Origin of the sequence: Prochlorococcus sp. MIT 0801 (assembly GCF_000757865.1) — a bacterium.
In the GTDB taxonomy this organism is placed as follows: domain Bacteria; phylum Cyanobacteriota; class Cyanobacteriia; order PCC-6307; family Cyanobiaceae; genus Prochlorococcus_B.
On the sequence record NZ_CP007754.1, the window covers coordinates 1,144,227 to 1,157,858 of the forward strand.

Below are 13,632 nucleotides of genomic sequence, written 5' to 3' on the forward strand. Positions count from 1 at the left end.
AATTTTGGGTGACTAACAAAAACTAAAGATGCAAATCACACCTCTAGCATTGGCTTTCTCAGAGTGGGGAATTGGTAGGTTCCCACTAGATTTAATTGTTTTCCTGTCTATAGTACTGATTTTTGCTTTGCCAGCAGGTATTAATCGAAAAAAGATTTTTGTTGAAGGTGATGCATTTACAACTAGGTTGAAAAACTAGAAAGAAAATGATAATTGACCTTAAAAACCAGTAAGAAATATCAAAAATATAGATAGTTGTCATTTAAGAGAGAAAACCAACAGGAAAAAGCAGCAAGACAGAAATCGTAAAGCGATCAGATTCACTTGTTTGGCTCATAGACGATGTCATTTTTAACTAATTAAGTTGGTTGAACAATTATGGTTAAAATGATTTCCATCTAGTTAGCCTGCCATAACAACTTAAAGGCAACATTCCTCTCAACATTGCTTGGGCGAGGTAGTGGCCTACCTAGACATACATTCCACAAATTAAGATTTTGACTATCCTAAAAGGGTGTGTCGAACAACTCGGCCGGATTATTGATGATTGTCTTTATTGACCATGACAAATACATTTACCCCCCTTCCAAGCAGAGCATTTCTTCTTTTTGCATTTCTTCTTTTTCTTCTTATCTCCCATAAGAGTTGAAATTTATTCTTTGATTTTAATAGATGGTAATTTGTCTTCTTGGGATTCCAACTTTATCAGAAATAGGCAAAACACTTTAATAAATAAGTTGAATTCAATTTTTATTGGTTGTAATACTCAACCAATAAAAAATCAAAAAACAGTCACCTCAACAACCACAAAAATAGACTATGTCTAATTTCTAGACATGTTTTTTGGATGATGTTTTGGCAATTCCTCCTTTTTTAATTGTCCTAAGAGGCAACATATGATCTGTTCTCCTTTTATCTCCGCCTTTAATATGGAAAAGTTTAATAGCCTTCAGCCAAGGCGACTTATTTCAAATTTTTCAAATCTTAATTCAAAAAATTCCAGAATGAAATCTGTCATTTTGTCTCACATACCATATAAACAAGAAGATGAGATAAAAAGTAACTGGCTAGATAAATAGTTCCAATGATTGGTGTTACGAGATAAAAAGTTCATTCTGTTACATTAAATACAATCAATTTTGATCCTTGGATACATCCTTCTATCTATCGACTTGATGATTATGACCAAAAAACTAACCTATAGGTACGCATTCACATTATTGAGAATGAAGAATGCTGAAGGCAGAAATGAATATATGGATTTAGCAAAAGAAGCCAATCTCATATGGCATCAAATAGTTTGCCAAAAATCTAAAAACACACCTCGAATTAACTGCAGAGCATAGTTAATTTATAAACATTCTTTAATCAAGCGAAAGCAGGATTTTTCTCAAAAAATTTATTATTTGAATTTTCAATCAACTGAAGAAATTGATTTTTTACGAACGATCCAAGGCCAAGATCAATAAGGATGTGCAAAACAAGAGAAATGCAAAAAACTGCATAAAAAATTAAATGACAAATGAAAATATTTACAAAATCATTTTTTGCCTTTTCTTCATTTGCTTCCGTTTCGTTCAAAATTGATGGAACAAAATCTCCGAATGAATTTACTCTTGCTGATTCAACCGATCCAAATGGCATTAATTCCTGATCTTTTACTCTTAGAGCAGCAGTAGCAGTCATAACGGCAACCTTAACTAAAACCACCCTACTTTCTTATTAATAAATTAGGCTTATAACTTGATTATTTCGTTTTAAATCTTGTTCAAATAAGCCATTGTTTCCCGTTTTTTCTCCATCCTCATTGGAATTTTTTGAACATCAAATCTTTTTTAATTTTAGAAATCTTTTCTTCAAGAAAGCTGTGATGGAACAAAAATCGAAAAGTTTGTTTCAATTAAATCGAATGAGAGAAAAAATTCAACCCGTTGTATTAGCTCAAAAAAAAAGGGGCTAATGCCCCCTAGAGAAATCAGCTTTTAATTTCAAAAATCTACTTTGTAAAAAGAGAACTCTTTACTCCAGCTTGTTCCCACTTTTTAATTGTTGGTCTTAGGAATGACATGGGTAGAGCTGTCAAAATTGCAAATGAAACAACAAGGATTAAGTCAGTAGTGAAATGATTTATCCCAAGATCTGTTCCAGCAAGCCAGAGCCATGGGAATGCAGAAGCAAATAAATTAGTTAGCATAAATTCTCATCGATTAATCCGAAGCATATAAGGCCATTCTATTAATTTTATTCATTACTTAGTAAAAATTATCACAACCTCTTCTCATCGCAAGGAATGTATTTACTTGAACCAGAACACAATGGGAATAAATTGTCGATAATTGCACCTGCACAGATGCCATAGATGACTCAAATCATGGCAACACGGCCGTCATATTTTGAGCTTTGTCTGAATTGAATATAGAGGACAATTCAGTAATTGTTTCTTTCATTAGTTAAGCAATTAAATAAAGATTAACAACCAATTATTTGAATTAAATTACGAGACTTATATTGATAAGGTTAGTATTAGTTCTTACAGCTATACACAAATAAATAGCTACTTTATAATTGCTTGCCTTCATACCACCATAAAGTAGACGATTTGAACTCTGCCTTAGATCAAAAAAAGTTTTTGAAGAATCAATAAAATATGATTTGGTTTTGTTGTGATTTTTTAATTGAAATCAAGGCTAAGTCATAAGAAGATAAACCAACCTCATTTTCAAAAGAGTTGAGATTTACTATTTCTTTGGTTAGTAATAACTGCTTTTGCAATATTCATTCAAATCACCTTAATATTTTTACTAAAAGCTTGATCTACATCTTCTAATAGATATGAAAAAACTTTAAAGAAATTTTCGTTAAAAGTAAAGATAGCTTTAGTAGCTAATAAATCTAATCTAAAAATCAGTATTTCTTGCTTAAACAGAATAGTTGTTCATCTAGAATGATTCATCAGTAACCTCTTTCGTTTTTATAATTTTCCTCTTTGTTTTTTTAAGCTTATAACCAAACTCAATGAGTTGATGATATGTCAATTTAGCTTGCAAAGCGCTTAAAGAGAGACGTTTTTCATCATCTTTCTGAAGATAAAAATTTCCTCTATTATTGTTATTTGTCTCGATGGTAATAATCTCTTTTCCTTTCTTAAGAATCCAAGGCTCTTTTAAATAATTATCTTCCCCCTCTTTCAGCTCCCATGGAACTGATGCTGACTTTTTCTTTAATGGCATTTTAAAAAATTAAACCCCATATTATTTATTTTACACTCTAATCATGAGATAATCCAGTCAACTCTAATAATACTCAAAGTTATTGTGATAATAACAAGTATCTAATCCTTTCAAAATTAGAACTTTTATCAGCATTTATGTTGTCTTACCTAGACCAATCTTTTGATTGGAAGCAATTAATTGAGGTTCAAGTGGATTACCCCTATTCTCATATTTATTTTATAGATTTGAAATTAACAAATTTCATCACAACTGATAAACAATCATAAACAACTCGAGATGACCAAAAAAAATCACATAATTCCTAAAATCGAAAAAACATCAAACACACTCTTGAAACCTTCAAGACAGATTAGACAAGAGTCGGTTTAACTCCTAATAGAGATTGAAGGGGACTCCTGCATAACACCCTCTCACTTCTCGATACAACTATTTTAGAATTATTTTGAATGCACAGCGAGCATAACAGCGAGTGATATTTCTCTCGGGGACCTTACAAGAAAAAAGCTTCTGTAAATAATGTAGATCAAGAGATAAGGATGGATGAACTTAAGCTCAAGTATGTGCAACTTATGAGAGATGCTCATTTGTCCCTAGGAGATGAAGATGCGAATAGTTTTGACAAAAAGTCAATTGATATATGGGACAAACCAAGGAATCCAAAAGTATTAGATCTGTAAACTATTTTAAAATATATAGTTAAAATCACCAATAATCACAGCCAATCTGATGTATCGAAAAAAAAGTGGCATGATGAGTTCATGAACCGTTTAGATGATCTAAGAACTTTGCTTAATAGCTTCTTCAATAGAGCAAAACCTGAAGGAAGAGAGATGAAAAGAGTCTTTCAATGGAGAAGGTATTTGGAGTGGAAACATTTAACATCTGAAGAAAGGCTATCGGCCAAAAGATTTTTATTAATCCCAGTATTTGCTTATCTAATAATTGAGATCTTTAATCAGAATTTTTCTCTTATTGTTCTATTTCTTATTGGTTATTTGATTTATAAGAAATTTGAAAGAGGGAATATTGTAAAAAAATAAATCAACCTAATGAAATCAAAAAGACCTCTTCTGTAATGACAGAGAAGAGGTCCTTTTTGATTAGATCTTAAGAATCAGAATTAAACTATTCCTGGAATGATCCAGCCTGTTATTCCGTAGTTAATCACAGCTGCAAAGAAGCCCATCATCGCAAGGCGGCCATTCATTTGCTCGGCTGTTTTCCAGTAGTTAGTTTCTTTGTTCATTACACAACACCTGGAATGATTTGACCTGTTGTTAGATATGCACCGATGAGTGCCCAGCATCCAACAAATGCTGCGTAACCATTGAGTCTTTCAGCAATTACTTTGCCTTCTTCTACTCTTGGAGTTTCAGTCGTTTGTTTTTTCATTAAACAACACCTGGGATAAGTTGACCGGTTGTTAGGTAGATACCTGTTAGTAGAACGAATGCCATCATGGCTGGTCTGCCGATGCTTCTTTCTAGGATTGTTTTGTTAGATGGTTGCATTGTTATTAGTAGTTATTGGTTTAGAAAATTCCAGGAATGATTTGACCTGTTGTGAAGTATGAAACCAAAAGACTGACCATTCCGATCATTGCCCAACGGCCATTTGTCTTTTCTGCTTCTTCTGGATAGCTGGTGTAGTCCTCTACAAGCTGTGGCTGTGTTTCACGGCCAAAGATGTTTTGCTTGCCGTACTCAGTGATTACCTGAGAAGAAGATGAACTTGTCATTACTGAAATTGCGTTGATGTGAATGAACATAAAGTATTAACTTTGTTGATCAAAGATACGGTCGGGTACGGCTTCTTCTCATCCTTAATAGCTCTAAACCTCAAACACTAAATACAACAACTAATTAGAGAGATATTTATCCAATGATTAGATCTATTGATGACTCTAATAAGTATAAATAGCCCGAACTGGTTAGCACTACTTCAACCGTCCTACTCGTATTGAGGGCTTCTTTTATATTTAAATCATCTTTTTATACCAACCAGATCAAACTTTGAGTCATGCTTGCAATCAACAAAACTACTGCTGCAAAACTAATCGTTCTCTGGAATCTTCCTGCACTACTTCTATTAATTGGTGCTTATGAAGTTGGTTCTACCGTATTTGCTTAACTTACAATGACATCATCTGATAACAGTCCAAAGAATTGGTCCGAGTGGAACAACACAAAGCATTTCACTGATTATTCAAGAGATTCAGGAACAGGCAAATTTGTTCGCTTTACCATTGCTGCCTTACTCTTCGTTCCAGTTGGATTCCTCGCTTACATGACTACTATCTAGGTTATTAGTTAGCTCACCTAGATCAATTGATTTATATTATTGGGACTAGTTTTTTATTCGAATTCACATTATTTGCACTAGTCGTAACAGATAAGGATTTAATTACTATTTAAAAGAAAACGTTCATAAACTGTTTAAATCTCTTTGTTTAGGCGGTTCCCCATTGACAAGAGAGTTCACATTCAGTCAAATTTGTTTGTTCAAGACGACTTAATATCCTAGCCATGTCTACAGAGGAGAGACTTCCATCAGTATTCCATTTGAGAGTAGTTTTACGCTGAAATGGAATGTTGTCCTTCGATTGTCCAGAAGGAAGAAATTTGATAGTGTTGTTTTCGATAAAATCTAAAAACGATTTAGCACTGTGTAGGTCCCCAGTGTAAGTGCATTGATTTGCAGAACAAGCTCTAAAGATTCGTCCCGACAATCCATCCAAGCAATGAATTGATCCACCATTAACAGTTACATGGAATGGCTTTCTAAGTGACATAGCTAATACTCCATTCCTAGAATGACAAGCATTTTTGTATCAACCATTACAAAAAAACAATAAGTCTTAATGCTCAATCAGTCATTCCAGTCAATATCACCAAATTCCTAGTCAGTTCTGTATGAACTTATTTGCTCTAAATATTTAACCGTTAAATATTTATTTTTGCAGTTCTGTGCTGAAAAAGTTTCGAAGCTTTTGATCACACTCGGTCAACAAACTGCAAGAGACCATTCAATCTATCCATTTATTTGTAGTAATTCACAAGATCAACAATAAGAACAGCTAAAAGAACACCTCCAAGAATAAAGGGCAAAAAAGGATATTTGGCTGAGAGATTGCTTATAAAACCAGCTTTCTTTTCCTTTTGCTTTATCTTCTTTTCTCTAGGAGGTAATCCCAAAACTTTTCTTCTTTTGGCTTCTCCCATATTTAGTAAAAAAAGGTCTGATGCTTCAAGATAATTCAACTGTCAAACTAAGCATAAAAACAATAAGAAACTCTACTTTTATTAACAAGAGACATGAATTGAATAGGCGTTGAACAGTGCAAGATATGTCTCTTCTGTAATTTAGGCTTCGCAAGCTCAGGACACTTATCACCTACAAAAGATGATATCCAAACCTATCGGTTAGCAGATATAAATCTCTATCTATTTATCTATTGATAAACTTTTTCTTCTCCCTATAAAAAAGGCAAAGAAACAAACCTTCGAATACAGAAGTAAGGACTAAAAACAATTATATGTATAAATGGTGAATCAGACTAAACCGATATAAGGACTAAGTTGAAAATCTTATCTATTCCTGAATTTCATCTATAACTGTTATTTTAAACGATTTTGTTATTTTCCTTCCTAAGGTTTTAATAATCTATTTTTGATTGCCTATTCCTTTTTAATTCACCTCTTTTCTTCTTTGACTCAATTCTCCTCCTCTGTGATGAGCGAGTAGGGATTGTCTCCCTTCTTTTCTTTGGAGGTGGCTTTAAAAGCTCTCGTAAGGTTGAAGTAAGTCTAATTAAAGCTAATTGTCTATTTTGATATTGTGTTCTTTTATCTTGAACAGCTATGCAAATACAACCATTAGAAAGCTTGACTTCATCCTGAATTGAGATTCTATATTTCTGGTATGGAGTTAAAGTTTTTGATTCAGATACGTTAAATACAATTTCAGCTCGACTGTCTGTCTTATTTACGTTCTGTCCACCAGCTCCTGATGATCTAGAGAATCTCCACTTTATTTCATTACCTGGTATTTCAAGCTTAGTATTAATCCTAAGATTCATTTGTCTACTTTATCCAGCCAATCGAAGTGAGCTCATTTCTAATGGATTAGGCTTTTTGGGTTCTTTAATCTCATTCGGAGAAAAGAACATTAATGACTGAGCATTGCTTACCTCTCGACATTTTTTATTAGGGCCACAAACAAATAAATATGTATCCACATCAACACTTGCATCTGGAAGCTTTATACAAGTAGCGCCGAAGTTCTTTTCAAGCAATACCCACATTTTCTTTTTATCTATACATTCTTGGAAGAGGTCATTAGGATTATTTTCACTAATAACACCTCTCACATTTAAAACAAAATAACGATTAATAAAAATTTCTTTTGCCTTAATTTCAGACTCTTTGCTAAGTATTCGTGCCATATAATGGCAATCATCCAAAACATATTCCTGACTATCTAATTTAGATAGTATCCATCCAATATCTTTCGCACTTAACCCTTTTTCAATAAGAAAAAATTCGAAGGCTCGTTTATCAGTAGGACCTCTCCCCATTTAAAAGGTTCCAACAAATTATTATTTATTATGACACATAGAACTAATTTGGTTCAATAAATATCACCCTCAAAACGTTGACAACCGAATTAGTGCTTTAAATATAGAAACGATTCATTAAACTTTTCTAGTTACAAATTGATATTTCTGCTATTCCATATTGCATTTGCCAATGCCCCATACTCCAATCCCCTGGGTTTTGTGTTAGGTCATTCAACCCCCCACTATCTACTAAAGAGAAATAATCTTCACTTCCATTATTATCACTAGATTGAACAGGTATATTAACCTCCGATCCATCTGCCCATTTTAAATCACCTTCATTATCAGCATCAGTCAGGCCAACCCAATATGCTGTAGCACCAGCTGTATTATTTTCAGGATGTACCCATTTTATATTTTGAACAATCCACTCACTTTCTTCCAAGTCATTTAAGGTTACTAAATGGCCATTAAGTTTTTGAGCGTTAGACTCAGATTCTTCCCAAGTTGGTCCTTCAACAACAGCATAAGCAGAGCAACCACGTTCAAGATATGAGCCTTCTACCACAAACTCTTCTGACTCAATTCTCGCTTGTAGTTCATTCCCTTGTCTTGTTTGACATATAAACCCTAGGCAATCTGTTAAGTTTGTCCCTGTCTGACCTTTAAAGCTATACGTTAATTCACTACTATTAGTCGCCAATATAAAAGTAGGCAATATATTTGTATCGGTAGGTATTGCACTAATTAATCCTGTTCCTGATGCTCCACCACAACTATTAGATCCATCTGATTGGATTTGATAAGAATTTAAATTGCTTGGAGTAAATGTACCTACGTTACCTGTATCAGATTTATTAATTTCACATTCAGTATGAATTTGTTTTATGGCTGCCAATGCAGCAGTCGCTTGAGCTTTTCTCTGGAAGCAGCTAAACGTGGGAATTGCAATCGCAGACAGGACTGCAAGCACTGACACAACAACTACAAGTTCAATTAAAGAAAAACCTTCCTCACCTTGCTTACTCAAGAGCTTCCTGAAGAGTTTTAGCTTTAAACTTTGCTCCATCTAGTCAATCTAGATTGAATTTACATAAATGTCTTTAAATATTGAGTAGCCCTGCTGTTAATTCCAATAATGCTTTTTGTCTGGACATTAGAAACTAAACGGACAAGGATCAATAGATTTCGCTCTTAAGGGTGGAGTTGGAAAAAGATCGCAGAAATATATGTGGTTAGTCCTACCACTGTTAGTCGGTGATGATTGGCTTCATTTCTCTTGACATTTAATATGAATTTCTTATTCTTTTTCTATAGTTTTTGATGATTTTTAAAAGATGACTTTTGCGACGGCATATAGCTATAGCGACAGACAAATTTTTGATCTTAAGACTTTAATAGAAGGAATCAGATTTATTATTGTTAATTCTATTTTGGCCTTTATTTTTTTATTTCTTACTGTTGAAGAACTTGAATGGGCAACATTCTCATATAGAGAAAAAATTACAGATAAGGTTATTGACAAAACATCATGGAATATCAAAACATTAATTTAATTCTGCTCTAAATTCTTTTCTAATCAAAGTGATCTAAAAATCAAATCAGTATAAATTACTGTTTTATCTTGCATTTTTTGCGGGAGGCATCTAAACCTCCCTAAAGCCTGAGCCAGTAATCAAAGTGTAGGCAAAGACCCTGGGAAAGGTTCAATTGAAAATGGTGCTATCACCCAAGTATTACTACAGTTGGGTTAATTAATAACTAATAATGCAAAGGATACTAATTACACTTGGACTTGTAATCGCTTCGATTGGTGTTCTATATCCTTACTTAAAACAAATAGGCTTGGGAAGATTACCTGGGGACGTCATTCTTAGAGGTCAGAATTCAACATTTTATTTCCCAGTAGTCAGCTGTATTGCCATTAGTCTGCTACTGACAGTCATTTTTAACTTATTCCGATCGTCATAATGAGTTTCGCTGATAACTGGGCAAGGATATTTGTTGTAATTATGTTTCTTACGTTTGGAGAAACTCAGATCATTGGAGATATCATTCCAAATCTGATTGCTTTAAACTTGTTTCTTGGAGCGATTGGATATTTTGCTTTAACTGGGAAAATGGCTGAGATGTTTGGCTAAAAAAACAAGAAATAACATATATAGAAATTACGGCTGGAGTTAAAAATTGTGGGATTTATGGAGTGAGTCCAACTACTGCTAGGCGTTGGTCTATTGATTAGTAACGAGCGTAAAGATCAAACAGAATCCCACCAATAAACTCACCTAGTCCGAACCATGACTTTTTCTTTGGTTGTGCTTGAGTAGATATGGTCATTACAAACACTGGCGAAGTCTTTTAACAAGAATTGTTGAAAAGCCAATGAACAAACCAGCAGGTATAGCCAAGCTTGCAATGATGATGATTACGTTTACTCCGTGCATAAGTTTTAAGCGTTGGCTTTGCTAAGACGTAGTTTTAAATAAAAGTTGTTTATTGGATCTTTAATAGAAAGAATTTTTCCGTAGAAATCTTCGCAATGTTGAATTAACGGCTTAAAAGGATTCATGTCCATTTTTAGTCCTAAACGATTACTGAAGTAGCAACATCAAATGAACCTGATGCAAGGATTAGAGCAGGTATGCAAAAAAGAGCAAGGAACTTAGCTGCTGAAGAATTATTGATTGAAGTCATGGCAAGTAAAGATTAAAAAAATTTCAGCGAAACTCAGACGTAAGTCACTGATGAATTAAATATAAAAAGTATCACGTTACTAATGACGTACGGTTGGGGTAGGGCTAACCGTGGGATAAATTTTTCTTATGTATCATGCTTCTCTTTTTGAACGGATTTAACTTTTAGGCGGTGTTCTATGACTTGAAGGCTAAACACAAAAAAACCTCTTCTGAGGGAGGGTTTTCAAGCTTTAATAGTTACTCAAAGCGCCTAATCAATATCTTGAGGAGACTGGTCATGCTGGGTATGTAGGAAATGCAAGGCTTAACCTAAGTTTTTGTTTACCAAAAAAAGTGCAGACCTAATGAACTTTTTGTGATTTGCGAGCAAAGGAACAGGATTTCAGCGACTGTCCCCTTCTCTGACTAGAGCTAAAGCATCAATTCGATACTCGCTCTTGCGTTAGATAAACATAAAAAGAACTTCTCCACTAGTGCTGTTCGGTTTAGGTAGGGCTTTCCAGTCTTTTTTACTATCTTCTGTTAGGCGGTGGTCTATGGCTTGAAGACTAGGCAAGAGAAAATAGTGTTCCTAATTGTTAGCTAAAAATTCAATATATTTTTTTAATGTATAGCCATGACAATCGCAAGGGTATTTAGCTTGTAGACATACAGCATCATCTTGACCTCTAAATCTTCGACAATTACAAACAAGATCAATATCTGTTCTAGATTTAAACTCTCTCACTCGTGCTTCAAACCACTTTTTTGCACTCTTAGGCATTTGTCGATCTTCATGCCATTGCTGCCAAACTAAATTATCGAATAGTTTTATTCCCTCTTCCCTTACAACTCCATCGATTCTGTCGAAGGGGTTTCTTACAGGGCATTTGGGTTCATTTATAAAGAATCTCTTTGGAGACTTTGGACCATGGATCCATGAACGCTTCTCCATGGAGCCAAACACCTCTATTTGATCAAAATATTTCTTTGGATGGACTTCAGGTTCAGTCATATGAAGTAGGGCTTTCCTATCTATTCTTTCTTTTTCTTGCTGTAATCACGCTTGGTATCAACCTTGTTGCCTCGCAAATCAAGAGTACCTAAATACATTTCCTCACCCAGTAAATCGTTTAGTTGCTCTTCCGTCATTGGTTCAAGAGCAGGTGCTTCAGCTATTTCCTCTTGGGGTATTAGCTCATCATCTTCCGCTTGAACTGAAAGAGGGCAGAAAAACAAAAGAAGACCAAGAACAAAAGAGAAAAGTTTTTTCATTTCCTTGAATCGGCTGATTTTCTATTAAAGGACAAAACCTTTCTATTTTTTTATTGCTGCTGTTGTTGTTGTATTTGCTCGTAAAAAAAATGGGGGCCAATGCCCCCCAAATAAATCGACTGTCAACCAAGCTTTTAGTCTATAAGAATGAAAAGCCTAAGAACGTCATAGACAATGATGAGAAAATCAAAAGCAGTTCAGTAAATTTCATTTAAAACCTCCTAAAGGACTACTCTTCTAGGCCGTGGGAAGGATTCAGGCCTAGAGCAAAAACCATACGTTAGGCACTCCAACTCTTTATCGTCCCTGATCTTCCACAAATAAGGTGAATCGAACATTTCAACCATAATATTTTTAAGCATATGGTTGAAGGGGTTTCCGCAGGTCATAACTAAACCTCCTGAAGATCCATAATTCATTTCTACTCCCGAAGCTATTAAAAATCTATATGGAGACCACTTAAGTATTTACTATTGTCGTTTCTGATTGCTATCGAAGTTAAAAGGGGGGGGGGGGAACTCAGTACAGCCCTTAAAAAAGAATGATCTATTAAAATCACAGTAAGAAAAAGCACCTTTTATTATCTTGCTTTTACTAGATCAGAATGGGAGAAGCAAAAAGAAGAAGAGAACTTGGTTTACCTCCAAAAGCCAAAAAAGAAAAGAAAACAAGAACTAACGATAGTCAGTTCTCATGGTCACAATTTTCGATTAACAAATTAAAGAGTCAATACCCGGCTGCACCCTTTGTAACCACTGCTTTATTTTTATTAGTTTTACAGTGGGGTTTCTCGCTCAATAGCTGATCAGATAAATGGAGTTCTTTGATGAGTTCGAAATTATTGGTGGGATTATTCCAAACTTGGTTGGATTAGCATTTTTTTGTGGGGTGATTATTTATTTCGATCAAACCAGAAAAGCAAAAGTCAGGCGAGGTGAGAAAGTACCTCATCATCAATAAAAATAATTCTTTTAGCTAAAGCTCAAATTTTTGGTGGGATCGTTCCCAACCTGATTGCTTTTGGTTTGTTCCTTGGAGCGATTGGATACTTTGCTTCAACTGGGGAAATGGCTTAAATGTTCTGCTGGGTCAGGAAATAAAAGCCACAATCACTAAGTAGCGATACTCAAAAGGGAGCACTGCGGTACCTTTGACGTCTTCCCATTAAAAAACCGAGTTCATAATTAAAGAATTATTAGAAGTTTTGCGAATATTGTGCAATCAAAAGCTTTATTGTTACTTTTTTCTTTTTATAACCACACAGCTTTATTTACTTATTTAGATTTTATAATTAGCAAGTAATCAATATTCAATTGGATGTATAAAATAGGTATTTATATAAAGTAGTGAAGTGCAAATAAGACGAACATTGGTGCTAAATAGTTGTAAGTTCTATGCATGAGGTGAGATATGTCTTCTAGTTCTTCTGTTAATAGTCAAAGCATAGAAGAAAGAGATGCAATTGAGTTGTACTTCGCCTGTGTGACAGCTTGCTCACTTGATGATGAGGGGGTTGAATGTACAACAAGATGTGTTGAGGTTCATCTCAAGAATGAGAATTAGTAATGGTTATAAAAAATATTTCTTGCATGCTTAGCTTGTTGTAGGTATTTACTTTTAAATTGATTATGCAAATCAATGAATTCTTATGATCTAATCAATCGGCTTAGCCTTGCCAAGTTGCAGGACCTCATTTTTGCAATCGATAGAATTAAATGGATCTTGGTAAAAAGATACTATTCCCTCTTTCTCGAAAGGAAATGAATTGAAATTACTAGTTATTGGCTTTGCTTTTTCTTGTGCATGTTTTAACGGTTTTCCGCAAGACATAAATAATCCTACTTATGAATATTGTTTTTACTCCTATCTTAATAAAAAACATATAGGGATT

General features: G+C 34.2%; 26 protein-coding genes. 11 read left to right on the forward strand and 15 right to left on the reverse strand.

Annotated features, from left to right (window positions below):
* Positions 1-28 precede the first annotated feature (28 nt).
* Both EW15_RS10875 and EW15_RS10880 read left to right on the forward strand, forming a co-directional pair.
* Positions 29-199 carry a hypothetical protein gene (locus EW15_RS10875; protein ID WP_156095760.1) on the forward strand — a complete coding sequence of 57 codons (171 nt, stop codon included), beginning with the start codon at positions 29-31 and terminating at the stop codon, positions 197-199.
* 982 nt (positions 200-1,181) lie between these two features.
* Positions 1,182-1,346, forward strand: coding sequence for a hypothetical protein (locus EW15_RS10880; RefSeq protein ID WP_156095761.1), 165 nt, complete (start codon positions 1,182-1,184; stop codon positions 1,344-1,346).
* Positions 1,347-1,368: 22 nt separating this feature from the next.
* Here the strand turns inward: EW15_RS10880 and EW15_RS06235 are convergent, their stop codons facing one another.
* The 3 genes from EW15_RS06235 to EW15_RS06245 form a co-directional block, all read right to left on the reverse strand.
* Positions 1,369-1,710, reverse strand: coding sequence for a hypothetical protein (locus tag EW15_RS06235; protein ID WP_225866533.1), 342 nt, complete (start codon positions 1,708-1,710; stop codon positions 1,369-1,371).
* 286 nt (positions 1,711-1,996) lie between these two features.
* Positions 1,997-2,194: a hypothetical protein gene (locus EW15_RS06240; protein WP_038653268.1), complete on the reverse strand. Its 198-nt coding sequence runs from the start codon at positions 2,192-2,194 to the stop codon at positions 1,997-1,999.
* Between the two features lie 745 nt (positions 2,195-2,939).
* Complete coding sequence (locus EW15_RS06245; protein WP_038653271.1) at positions 2,940-3,230, reverse strand: hypothetical protein; 291 nt, start codon at positions 3,228-3,230, stop codon at positions 2,940-2,942.
* A 539-nt stretch (positions 3,231-3,769) separates the two neighbouring features.
* Between EW15_RS06245 and EW15_RS11480 the strand changes: the two genes are divergently transcribed.
* Together EW15_RS11480 and EW15_RS06255 are read left to right on the forward strand one after the other, a co-directional pair.
* A complete protein-coding gene (locus EW15_RS11480; RefSeq protein WP_225866534.1) occupies positions 3,770-3,910 on the forward strand; it encodes a hypothetical protein in 141 nt (46 codons plus the stop codon).
* Positions 3,911-3,991: 81 nt separating this feature from the next.
* Positions 3,992-4,273 (forward strand): hypothetical protein, encoded by a 282-nt coding sequence (locus EW15_RS06255; protein ID WP_038653274.1) that lies wholly within the window; start codon positions 3,992-3,994, stop codon positions 4,271-4,273.
* An 80-nt stretch (positions 4,274-4,353) separates the two neighbouring features.
* Here EW15_RS06255 and EW15_RS06260 read toward each other — a convergent pair whose 3' ends face one another.
* From EW15_RS06260 to EW15_RS06275, 4 genes are read right to left on the reverse strand one after another with little or no spacing between them, the layout of a single operon-like run.
* Positions 4,354-4,479, reverse strand: coding sequence for a chlorophyll a/b-binding protein (locus tag EW15_RS06260; protein ID WP_011294605.1), 126 nt, complete (start codon positions 4,477-4,479; stop codon positions 4,354-4,356).
* A complete protein-coding gene (locus EW15_RS06265; RefSeq protein WP_038653026.1) occupies positions 4,479-4,625 on the reverse strand; it encodes a high light inducible protein in 147 nt (48 codons plus the stop codon). Before EW15_RS06265 ends, EW15_RS06260 begins: the two co-directional genes overlap by 1 nt.
* Complete coding sequence (locus tag EW15_RS06270; protein ID WP_011294968.1) at positions 4,625-4,744, reverse strand: high light inducible protein; 120 nt, start codon at positions 4,742-4,744, stop codon at positions 4,625-4,627. The genes EW15_RS06265 and EW15_RS06270 overlap by 1 nt, the downstream gene beginning before the upstream one ends.
* A 20-nt stretch (positions 4,745-4,764) precedes the next feature.
* Positions 4,765-4,971 (reverse strand): high light inducible protein, encoded by a 207-nt coding sequence (locus EW15_RS06275; RefSeq protein ID WP_038651323.1) that lies wholly within the window; start codon positions 4,969-4,971, stop codon positions 4,765-4,767.
* A 398-nt stretch (positions 4,972-5,369) separates the two neighbouring features.
* Between EW15_RS06275 and EW15_RS10885 the strand changes: the two genes are divergently transcribed.
* Complete coding sequence (locus tag EW15_RS10885) at positions 5,370-5,534, forward strand: hypothetical protein (protein ID WP_156095753.1); 165 nt, start codon at positions 5,370-5,372, stop codon at positions 5,532-5,534.
* A 148-nt stretch (positions 5,535-5,682) separates the two neighbouring features.
* Here EW15_RS10885 and EW15_RS06280 read toward each other — a convergent pair whose 3' ends face one another.
* The 5 genes from EW15_RS06280 to EW15_RS10325 all read right to left on the reverse strand — a co-directional run bounded on the left by EW15_RS06280 (position 5,683) and on the right by EW15_RS10325 (position 8,860).
* On the reverse strand, positions 5,683-6,024 hold the full coding sequence (locus tag EW15_RS06280; protein ID WP_038653277.1) for a hypothetical protein: 342 nt from the start codon (positions 6,022-6,024) through the stop codon (positions 5,683-5,685).
* A gap of 247 nt (positions 6,025-6,271) precedes the next feature.
* On the reverse strand, positions 6,272-6,454 hold the full coding sequence (locus EW15_RS06285) for a hypothetical protein (protein ID WP_038655270.1): 183 nt from the start codon (positions 6,452-6,454) through the stop codon (positions 6,272-6,274).
* 434 nt (positions 6,455-6,888) lie between these two features.
* Positions 6,889-7,311, reverse strand: coding sequence for an alternative ribosome rescue aminoacyl-tRNA hydrolase ArfB (gene arfB, locus EW15_RS06290; protein WP_038653280.1), 423 nt, complete (start codon positions 7,309-7,311; stop codon positions 6,889-6,891).
* Positions 7,312-7,320: 9 nt separating this feature from the next.
* Positions 7,321-7,809 (reverse strand): hypothetical protein, encoded by a 489-nt coding sequence (locus EW15_RS06295; RefSeq protein ID WP_038653282.1) that lies wholly within the window; start codon positions 7,807-7,809, stop codon positions 7,321-7,323.
* 127 nt (positions 7,810-7,936) lie between these two features.
* Positions 7,937-8,860: a lectin-like protein gene (locus EW15_RS10325; RefSeq protein ID WP_052041182.1), complete on the reverse strand. Its 924-nt coding sequence runs from the start codon at positions 8,858-8,860 to the stop codon at positions 7,937-7,939.
* 268 nt (positions 8,861-9,128) lie between these two features.
* On the opposite strand from EW15_RS10325, the gene EW15_RS06305 reads away from it, so the two are divergent.
* The 3 genes from EW15_RS06305 (at position 9,129) to EW15_RS11295 (ending at position 9,932) form a co-directional block, all read left to right on the forward strand.
* A complete protein-coding gene (locus EW15_RS06305) occupies positions 9,129-9,347 on the forward strand; it encodes a hypothetical protein (protein ID WP_038653285.1) in 219 nt (72 codons plus the stop codon).
* A gap of 211 nt (positions 9,348-9,558) precedes the next feature.
* Entirely contained in the window at positions 9,559-9,762 is a 204-nt protein-coding gene (locus EW15_RS10585) for a DUF2905 domain-containing protein (RefSeq protein WP_071841057.1), read from the forward strand.
* The gene (locus EW15_RS11295; RefSeq protein ID WP_197049659.1) at positions 9,762-9,932 is read left to right on the forward strand and encodes a hypothetical protein; all 171 of its coding nucleotides are present in this window, start codon (positions 9,762-9,764) and stop codon (positions 9,930-9,932) included. Before EW15_RS10585 ends, EW15_RS11295 begins: the two co-directional genes overlap by 1 nt.
* A 1,126-nt stretch (positions 9,933-11,058) precedes the next feature.
* Here the strand turns inward: EW15_RS11295 and EW15_RS06310 are convergent.
* Both EW15_RS06310 and EW15_RS06315 read right to left on the reverse strand, forming a co-directional pair.
* Positions 11,059-11,481: a hypothetical protein gene (locus tag EW15_RS06310; RefSeq protein ID WP_052041183.1), complete on the reverse strand. Its 423-nt coding sequence runs from the start codon at positions 11,479-11,481 to the stop codon at positions 11,059-11,061.
* A gap of 20 nt (positions 11,482-11,501) precedes the next feature.
* The gene (locus tag EW15_RS06315) at positions 11,502-11,741 is read right to left on the reverse strand and encodes a hypothetical protein (RefSeq protein ID WP_038653288.1); all 240 of its coding nucleotides are present in this window, start codon (positions 11,739-11,741) and stop codon (positions 11,502-11,504) included.
* 604 nt (positions 11,742-12,345) lie between these two features.
* Between EW15_RS06315 and EW15_RS06320 the strand changes: the two genes are divergently transcribed.
* The 3 genes from EW15_RS06320 to EW15_RS11305 all read left to right on the forward strand — a co-directional run bounded on the left by EW15_RS06320 (position 12,346) and on the right by EW15_RS11305 (position 13,304).
* On the forward strand, positions 12,346-12,546 hold the full coding sequence (locus tag EW15_RS06320) for a hypothetical protein (protein ID WP_038653291.1): 201 nt from the start codon (positions 12,346-12,348) through the stop codon (positions 12,544-12,546).
* Positions 12,547-12,554: 8 nt separating this feature from the next.
* Positions 12,555-12,701, forward strand: coding sequence for a hypothetical protein (locus EW15_RS11300; RefSeq protein WP_197049660.1), 147 nt, complete (start codon positions 12,555-12,557; stop codon positions 12,699-12,701).
* 450 nt (positions 12,702-13,151) lie between these two features.
* The gene (locus tag EW15_RS11305) at positions 13,152-13,304 is read left to right on the forward strand and encodes a hypothetical protein (protein ID WP_197049661.1); all 153 of its coding nucleotides are present in this window, start codon (positions 13,152-13,154) and stop codon (positions 13,302-13,304) included.
* 90 nt (positions 13,305-13,394) lie between these two features.
* Here the strand turns inward: EW15_RS11305 and EW15_RS10890 are convergent, their stop codons facing one another.
* Positions 13,395-13,571, reverse strand: coding sequence for a hypothetical protein (locus EW15_RS10890; protein WP_156095762.1), 177 nt, complete (start codon positions 13,569-13,571; stop codon positions 13,395-13,397).
* Between the last annotated feature and the right edge of the window lie 61 nt (positions 13,572-13,632).

What these genes read in the sequence shown, in the direction of transcription:
- EW15_RS10875 (WP_156095760.1), top strand. Translation starts at nt 29, where the DNA reads ATGCAAATCACACCTCTAGCATTGGCTTTCTCAGAGTGGGGAATTGGT.
- EW15_RS10880 (WP_156095761.1), top strand. Translation starts at nt 1,182, where the DNA reads ATGACCAAAAAACTAACCTATAGGTACGCATTCACATTATTGAGAATG.
- EW15_RS06240 (WP_038653268.1), bottom strand. Translation starts at nt 2,194, where the DNA reads ATGCTAACTAATTTATTTGCTTCTGCATTCCCATGGCTCTGGCTTGCT.
- EW15_RS06245 (WP_038653271.1), bottom strand. Translation starts at nt 3,230, where the DNA reads ATGCCATTAAAGAAAAAGTCAGCATCAGTTCCATGGGAGCTGAAAGAG.
- EW15_RS11480 (WP_225866534.1), top strand. Translation starts at nt 3,770, where the DNA reads ATGGATGAACTTAAGCTCAAGTATGTGCAACTTATGAGAGATGCTCAT.
- EW15_RS06255 (WP_038653274.1), top strand. Translation starts at nt 3,992, where the DNA reads ATGAACCGTTTAGATGATCTAAGAACTTTGCTTAATAGCTTCTTCAAT.
- EW15_RS06260 (WP_011294605.1), bottom strand. Translation starts at nt 4,479, where the DNA reads ATGAACAAAGAAACTAACTACTGGAAAACAGCCGAGCAAATGAATGGC.
- EW15_RS06265 (WP_038653026.1), bottom strand. Translation starts at nt 4,625, where the DNA reads ATGAAAAAACAAACGACTGAAACTCCAAGAGTAGAAGAAGGCAAAGTA.
- EW15_RS06270 (WP_011294968.1), bottom strand. Translation starts at nt 4,744, where the DNA reads ATGCAACCATCTAACAAAACAATCCTAGAAAGAAGCATCGGCAGACCA.
- EW15_RS06275 (WP_038651323.1), bottom strand. Translation starts at nt 4,971, where the DNA reads ATGACAAGTTCATCTTCTTCTCAGGTAATCACTGAGTACGGCAAGCAA.
- EW15_RS10885 (WP_156095753.1), top strand. Translation starts at nt 5,370, where the DNA reads ATGACATCATCTGATAACAGTCCAAAGAATTGGTCCGAGTGGAACAAC.
- EW15_RS06280 (WP_038653277.1), bottom strand. Translation starts at nt 6,024, where the DNA reads ATGTCACTTAGAAAGCCATTCCATGTAACTGTTAATGGTGGATCAATT.
- EW15_RS06285 (WP_038655270.1), bottom strand. Translation starts at nt 6,454, where the DNA reads ATGGGAGAAGCCAAAAGAAGAAAAGTTTTGGGATTACCTCCTAGAGAA.
- arfB (WP_038653280.1), bottom strand. Translation starts at nt 7,311, where the DNA reads ATGAATCTTAGGATTAATACTAAGCTTGAAATACCAGGTAATGAAATA.
- EW15_RS06295 (WP_038653282.1), bottom strand. Translation starts at nt 7,809, where the DNA reads ATGGGGAGAGGTCCTACTGATAAACGAGCCTTCGAATTTTTTCTTATT.
- EW15_RS10325 (WP_052041182.1), bottom strand. Translation starts at nt 8,860, where the DNA reads ATGGAGCAAAGTTTAAAGCTAAAACTCTTCAGGAAGCTCTTGAGTAAG.
- EW15_RS06305 (WP_038653285.1), top strand. Translation starts at nt 9,129, where the DNA reads ATGACTTTTGCGACGGCATATAGCTATAGCGACAGACAAATTTTTGAT.
- EW15_RS10585 (WP_071841057.1), top strand. Translation starts at nt 9,559, where the DNA reads ATGCAAAGGATACTAATTACACTTGGACTTGTAATCGCTTCGATTGGT.
- EW15_RS11295 (WP_197049659.1), top strand. Translation starts at nt 9,762, where the DNA reads ATGAGTTTCGCTGATAACTGGGCAAGGATATTTGTTGTAATTATGTTT.
- EW15_RS06310 (WP_052041183.1), bottom strand. Translation starts at nt 11,481, where the DNA reads ATGACTGAACCTGAAGTCCATCCAAAGAAATATTTTGATCAAATAGAG.
- EW15_RS06315 (WP_038653288.1), bottom strand. Translation starts at nt 11,741, where the DNA reads ATGAAAAAACTTTTCTCTTTTGTTCTTGGTCTTCTTTTGTTTTTCTGC.
- EW15_RS06320 (WP_038653291.1), top strand. Translation starts at nt 12,346, where the DNA reads ATGGGAGAAGCAAAAAGAAGAAGAGAACTTGGTTTACCTCCAAAAGCC.
- EW15_RS11300 (WP_197049660.1), top strand. Translation starts at nt 12,555, where the DNA reads ATGGAGTTCTTTGATGAGTTCGAAATTATTGGTGGGATTATTCCAAAC.
- EW15_RS11305 (WP_197049661.1), top strand. Translation starts at nt 13,152, where the DNA reads ATGTCTTCTAGTTCTTCTGTTAATAGTCAAAGCATAGAAGAAAGAGAT.
- EW15_RS10890 (WP_156095762.1), bottom strand. Translation starts at nt 13,571, where the DNA reads ATGTCTTGCGGAAAACCGTTAAAACATGCACAAGAAAAAGCAAAGCCA.